The 5,932-nt window shown below is 61.7% G+C and carries 6 protein-coding genes; all 6 read left to right on the plus strand.

Annotated features, from left to right (window positions below; all coding sequences use genetic code 11):
• A partial coding sequence (gene ureG, locus QZ186_RS11055) for an urease accessory protein UreG (protein WP_296416823.1) occupies positions 1–557 on the plus strand: 557 nt, incomplete at its 5' end.
• 196 nt (positions 558–753) lie between these two features.
• Entirely contained in the window at positions 754–2,043 is a 1,290-nt protein-coding gene (urtA, locus tag QZ186_RS11060; RefSeq protein ID WP_296416825.1) for an urea ABC transporter substrate-binding protein, read from the plus strand.
• A 92-nt stretch (positions 2,044–2,135) separates the two neighbouring features.
• Positions 2,136–3,290, plus strand: coding sequence for a branched-chain amino acid ABC transporter permease (locus tag QZ186_RS11065; protein ID WP_247476711.1), 1,155 nt, complete (start codon positions 2,136–2,138; stop codon positions 3,288–3,290).
• A 4-nt stretch (positions 3,291–3,294) separates the two neighbouring features.
• Complete coding sequence (urtC, locus tag QZ186_RS11070; RefSeq protein WP_296416828.1) at positions 3,295–4,422, plus strand: urea ABC transporter permease subunit UrtC; 1,128 nt, start codon at positions 3,295–3,297, stop codon at positions 4,420–4,422.
• The gene (urtD, locus tag QZ186_RS11075) at positions 4,419–5,174 is read left to right on the plus strand and encodes an urea ABC transporter ATP-binding protein UrtD (RefSeq protein ID WP_296416830.1); all 756 of its coding nucleotides are present in this window, start codon (positions 4,419–4,421) and stop codon (positions 5,172–5,174) included. The genes urtC and urtD overlap by 4 nt, the downstream gene beginning before the upstream one ends.
• On the plus strand, positions 5,171–5,881 hold the full coding sequence (urtE, locus tag QZ186_RS11080) for an urea ABC transporter ATP-binding subunit UrtE (protein WP_010313728.1): 711 nt from the start codon (positions 5,171–5,173) through the stop codon (positions 5,879–5,881). Before urtD ends, urtE begins: the two co-directional genes overlap by 4 nt.
• Positions 5,882–5,932 lie beyond the last annotated feature (51 nt).

The following is a 5,932-nucleotide window of genomic DNA, read 5'->3' on the forward strand; positions in this document are numbered from 1 at the left end:
GTAAGACCGCCCTCGTCGAAGCCCTCTGCCGGCGCCTTCGCGATCGGTTGGAGCTGGCGGTGGTCACCAACGACATCTATACCCAGGAGGACGCCCAGTTCCTGACCCGCGCTGGCGCTCTGGAGCCCGGCCGCATTCGCGGTGTGGAAACCGGGGGCTGTCCCCACACGGCGATCCGGGAGGACTGCTCGATCAATCGAGCTGCCGTCGCGGACCTCGAGGCGGCCTACCCGAATCTCGATCTGGTGTTGGTCGAGAGCGGCGGCGACAACTTGGCGGCGAGTTTCAGTCCGGAGTTGGTGGACCTCTGCATCTACGTCATTGACGTGGCCGCCGGCGACAAGATTCCGCGCAAGGGAGGGCCCGGCATCACCCGCTCGGACCTGCTGGTGATCAACAAGATCGATTTGGCTCCGATGGTGGGGGCCAGCCTGGAGGTCATGGAGCGTGACACCGAGCGGATGCGCTCGGGCCGGAGCTGGTGCTTCACCAACCTCCACAGCGGCGAGGGCCTCGAGCAGGTCGAGGCGTTTTTGCTGCAACAGCTACCGAAGTAGCCGCCGATTGGTGGCCGTTGATACGGCGCAAAGGGTGGTGAATCCTCAGGAGAATTGCCGCGAGTCTGATCAGTCTCGCAATTGCCGATTCGGTGCTTGTTGCTACCCGTGAGCGCCTGCCTCGATCAATACATTCCTCGCACCGCTGAACGACGGCGGCGGCCTTCATTGATTCAAAGTTATGGCATCTCCTTTGATGCGAAAGTCTTCGTTGCGTCTGCTGACCGGTGCAACGGCTCTCGCCACTTCTCTGAGCCTGGTGGCTTGTGGTGGTGGTGATTCTGCCTCCAATGTTCAGTACGACGACACGGTCAAGGTCGGGATTCTTCACTCCTTGACCGGCACGATGGCGATCTCGGAGTCCACTCTGGTGGACACTGAGAAGATGGCTATTGATGAGATCAATGCCGCCGGTGGTGTCACCGTTGATGGCAAGAAATACAAGATTGAATACATCGTTGAAGACGGCGCTTCCGACTGGCCGACCTTCGCTGAGAAGTCCAAAAAGCTGATCGATCAGGACAAGGTGCCTGTGGTCTTCGGTGGTTGGACGTCAGCAAGCCGAAAGGCGATGCTGCCGGTCTACGAGTCGAAGGACGCGTTCCTCTACTACCCGATTCAGTACGAAGGTCAGGAGTGTTCCAAGAACATCTTCTACACCGGTGCAACTCCGAACCAGCAGTCGGAGCCTGCAACTGAGTTCATGTTCAAGAAGTCGCCTGCCGCTGGCAAGCCCTTCTTCCTGGTGGGATCCGACTACGTCTTCCCCCGCACCTCCAACACCATCACCAAGCAGCAGCTCAAGTCCCTGGGCGGCAAGGTGGTTGGCGAGGACTACCTGCCCCTGGGTAACACCGAGGTCGCTCCGATCATCGCCAAGATCAAAAAGGCGATGCCCAACGGCGGTGTGATCATCAACACCCTCAATGGTGACCAGAACGTTGCCTTCTTCAAGCAGATCCAGGACGCCGGTCTGACTCCGGCGAATGGCTACTACGTGATGAGCTACTCCATCGCGGAAGAAGAGATCAGCACCATTGGACCTGAGTTCCTTGAGGGCCACTACGGCGCCTGGAACTACATGATGTCGATCGACACCCCGGCATCGAAGAAGTTCGCCGCTGACTTCAAGAAGAAGTACGGCAGCGATCGCATGGTCGCTGACCCGCAGGAGTCGGCTTACAACATGGTCTACCTCTGGAAGGCCGCCGTTGAGAAGGCCAACAGCTTCGATGACGACAAGGTGCGCGAAGCCCTGATTGGTATCGAATTCGATGCGCCCCAGGGCAAGGTCAAGGTGATGCCGAACCACCACCTCTCCCAGACCGTGCGCATCGGTGAGATCACCAAGGACGGTCAGTTCAAGATCCTCCAGTCCACCAATGGTCCTGTGGCTCCCCAGGCCTGGAACCAGTACGAGCCCAGCTCCAAGGGCTACGCCTGCGACTGGACGGACGCCAAGAAGGGTGAGCGCTACAAGCTCTGATCGCCCTTTCCGGTTGCTCTGACTGATGGAGGAGTCCTTCCGGGGGCTCCTCTTTTTCTGCTTTCTCCCTTGCTGCCCCGCTTCGGATTTCCGTGCAATTGCTGTTTGAAAGCCTCTTCAACGGAGTGGCCATCGGCTCGGTCTTGCTGATGGCCGCCCTTGGATTGGCGATTGTGTTCGGCTTGATGGGGGTGATCAACCTCGCCCATGGCGAGCTGATCATGCTCGGCGCCTACACGACCTACGTCGTGCAGCTGATCTTCAAGCTGCCGGCCTTTGAGCCCGTCTACAACCTCTATGTCTTGGTGGCGATTCCGCTGGCCTTCGTGGTGAGCGGCGTTGTCGGAATCCTGCTGGAGCGCACGGTCATTCGCCGTCTCTACGGCAATCCCCTGGAGACCCTGCTGGCGACCTGGGGCGTGAGCCTGATCCTCCAGCAGTTTGTGCGCAGTGTTCCGCTGGCGACGGCTGCTGGAGTGGTTCTCGCCTTGGTGGTGGGCTTCAGCTTGCCGCTGCTCTTGCCGGCCCCCCTGCTCGAAGGCCCGCGGGCGCGGCTGGTGCGTGCCGGCTGCTGGGCTACCTCGGCGCTTGCCGGGGTGCTGTTGGCCGGTGGACTGGCCTCCCAGATCTCGCGGATTGCCCGGGCGACCTCCCGCAACGTTGATGTGACTGCGCCCCAATGGATGCGCGGCGGCCTGGAGTGGGCCGATCTCACCCTGCCGGTGCCCCGGTTGGTGATCATCGCGATGACGGTGGTTTCTGTTCTGGGCGTCACCCTGTTCCTCAACCGCAGCGTTTGGGGAACACGCATACGCGCGGTGACCCAGAACCGCACGATGAGCGACTGCCTGGGCATTCCCACCGACACGGTCGATGTCCTGACCTTTGGCATCGGCTCTGGACTGGCGGGGATCGCTGGTGTGGCTGTCTCGTTGTTGGGTTCGGTTGGGCCGAACGTCGGTGGTTCTTACATCGTGGGCTGCTTCATGGTTGTGGTGCTGGGCGGCGTCGGCAACCTCTTTGGCGCCGTTCTGGCGTCCTTCGCGATTGGTTGGCTGACCGATCTGATCGGCGCCGGCCGTCTGCTCAGCCTCTGGCCGGCCATGCCGTCGCCGCTGGCCGCCACGGTGAAGTTTTTTGCGACCACGAGCATGGCCCAGGTGATGGTCTTCGCCCTGATCGTGCTCTTCCTGCAATTCCGTCCCGCGGGCTTGTTCCCGCAGAAGGGACGCATGGTGGAGGCCTGAACCAATGTTTGGACGCCTTCAACAGTCCCGCTGGCCAAAGCTGCTGCTTTGGGTGGTGATCATCGCTGCGATCGTCGCGGCTCCGGCGGTCCTTCCCGTCTTTCGTCTCAACCTGCTGGGACGCTTTCTCTCCTTGGCGATCGTCGCCCTGGGCATCGATCTGATTTGGGGCTTCACGGGGTTGCTCAGCCTTGGGCAGGGCATCTTCTTTGCCTTGGGGGGCTATGCGGCCGCCATGTATCTGCAGCTGAATAGTTCAGCGGGTTTCCCCAATGGGATTCCGGAGTTCTTCGGTCTCTACGGCGTGAAGCAACTCCCGGCGTTCTGGGTTCCGTTCCATTCGCCCCTGTTCACCCTGGTGGCGATCTGGCTCATCCCCGCGGTGTTGGCCGCTGTTCTGGGGAACCTGGTCTTCCGTAACCGGATCAAAGGGGTCTACTTCTCGATCCTGACCCAGGCGGCCCTGCTGGTCTTTTTCAACTTCTTTAACGGCCAGCAGAAATTGATCAACGGCACCAACGGTCTCAAGACCGATGTGACCCAGCTGTTTGGTCAGATGGTGGGTTCACCAGAGATGCAGCGCGGCTTCTTCTGGTTCACCGCCCTGATGGTGATTGCGGCCTGGGCCTTTGTGCGCTGGGTGGTCCGCGGCCGCTTCGGCGATGTGTTGATCGCCATTCGCGACGACGAGCCGCGGCTGCGCTTTGCGGGATTCAATCCCACCTTGTTCAAGACGATCGTCTTCGCGATTGCCGGTGGTTTGGCCGGCATCGGCGGAGCGCTCTACACGGTGCAATCCGGGATTGTCTCGCCTCAGTACATGACCGTTCCCTTCTCGATCGAGATGGTGATTTGGGTCGCCGTTGGCGGACGGGGAACCTTGGTGGGGGCGATCTTGGGTGCCGTGGCGATCAACTACGCCAAGAGCCTCGTGAGTGAAGCCATGCCCCAGAGCTGGCTGTTCATCCAGGGCGGTCTGTTCATCCTGGTGGTCACCGCTCTGCCGGAGGGTGTGATCGGTTGGTGGCGTAGCGACGGCCCCCGCAACCTGCTCTCGCGCCTGGGCGTCGCCCGGCGCATGGGGACCTACCCGCAACTGGAACTGGAAGGACAAGAGGAGGTTCAGCCATGAGTGCACCGTTGCTTGAGCTGAGCCAGATCACCGTCAGCTTTGACGGCTTTCTGGCCCTGCGCGATCTGAATCTCAGCCTCCAGCCCGGGGAGCTGCGGGCGGTGATCGGCCCGAATGGGGCTGGCAAGACCACCTTCTTGGATGTGATCACCGGCAAGACCGCTCCGACGGAGGGGGATGTGGTCTTCAAGGGCCGCTCCTTGGTGGGCCGCGCGGAGCACCGCATTGCCCGGTTGGGGATTGGTCGCAAGTTCCAAAGCCCGCGGGTGTTTGAGAAGCTCAGCGTTCAGGAGAATCTGGCCTTAGCGGTCAGCCGGCCGAAGCAGCCCTGGCCCCTGCTGTTTGGCGGTCTCGGTTCAGGGGAGCGCGATCGGGTTCAACACCTGATGGGCATCGTCAACCTGCAGAGCCGCGCCGATTGGCAGGCCGGGGCGCTTTCCCATGGCCAGAAGCAATGGCTGGAGATCGCGATGCTGGTGGGACAGGACCCCGATCTGCTGCTGGTGGATGAACCGGTGGCGGGCCTGACCGATGAGGAGACCGACCTAACGGCCGATTTGCTCAAGTCCCTCGCTGGTGATCACACCGTGCTGGTGATCGAGCACGACATGGAGTTCATCCGCCGCTTGGAGAGTCCCGTGACGGTGCTGCACCAGGGCCACGTCCTCTGCGAGGGAACGATGGATCAGGTGCAGGCCGATCCCCGGGTGATTGAGGTCTATCTCGGAACATCAGAGGAGGAACACCCATGACCGCCCTGCTGGAGATCCGCGGGCTGAACACCTATTACGGCGAGAGCCACATCCTGCGCGATGTCGATCTCACCGTGAATGCCGGGGAGATGGTCTGCCTGATTGGCCGCAATGGGGTGGGAAAAACCACCCTGCTGAAGTCCCTGATCGGTTTGCTGCGGGCCCGTCAGGGCACGATCGTGTTCAACGGTGCGGCCCTGGACCGCCAGGCGCCCCACCAACGGGCCCGCGCTGGTGTGGGCTACGTCCCCCAGGGGCGCGAGATCATTCCGCAGCTGACGGTTGAGGAGAACCTGATGCTCGGCATGGAGGCCCTCCCCGGAGGATTGGCCCGCCATCGCCGCATTGATCCCTTCGTCTATGAGTTGTTCCCGATCCTGAGGGAGTTTTTACCCCGCAAGGGCGGGGACCTGAGCGGCGGTCAACAGCAGCAGTTGGCGATTGCCCGTGCCCTGCTGGGGCAGCCCAAGCTCCTGCTGTTGGACGAGCCCACCGAAGGGATTCAGCCCAACATCGTGCAGGACATTGAGTCCGCGGTGCGCCGGATCATTGCTGAGACCGGCATCGGTGTTCTGCTCGTCGAGCAGCACCTGCACTTCGTTCGCCAGGCCGATCGCTACTACGCGATGCAACGGGGGGGCATCGTGGCCAGCGGTCCCACCGGTGAGCTCAGTCAGGACGTGGTTAATCGCTTCCTCAGCGTCTGAGCTCAGTCCGCCAGGAGTGGATCAAAGAGCGCTCTGACCTCCTCCAAGCTG

This window comes from Vulcanococcus sp. DEBay_Sum29NL08_54 (assembly GCF_017859255.1).
GTDB lineage: Bacteria > Cyanobacteriota > Cyanobacteriia > PCC-6307 > Cyanobiaceae > Vulcanococcus.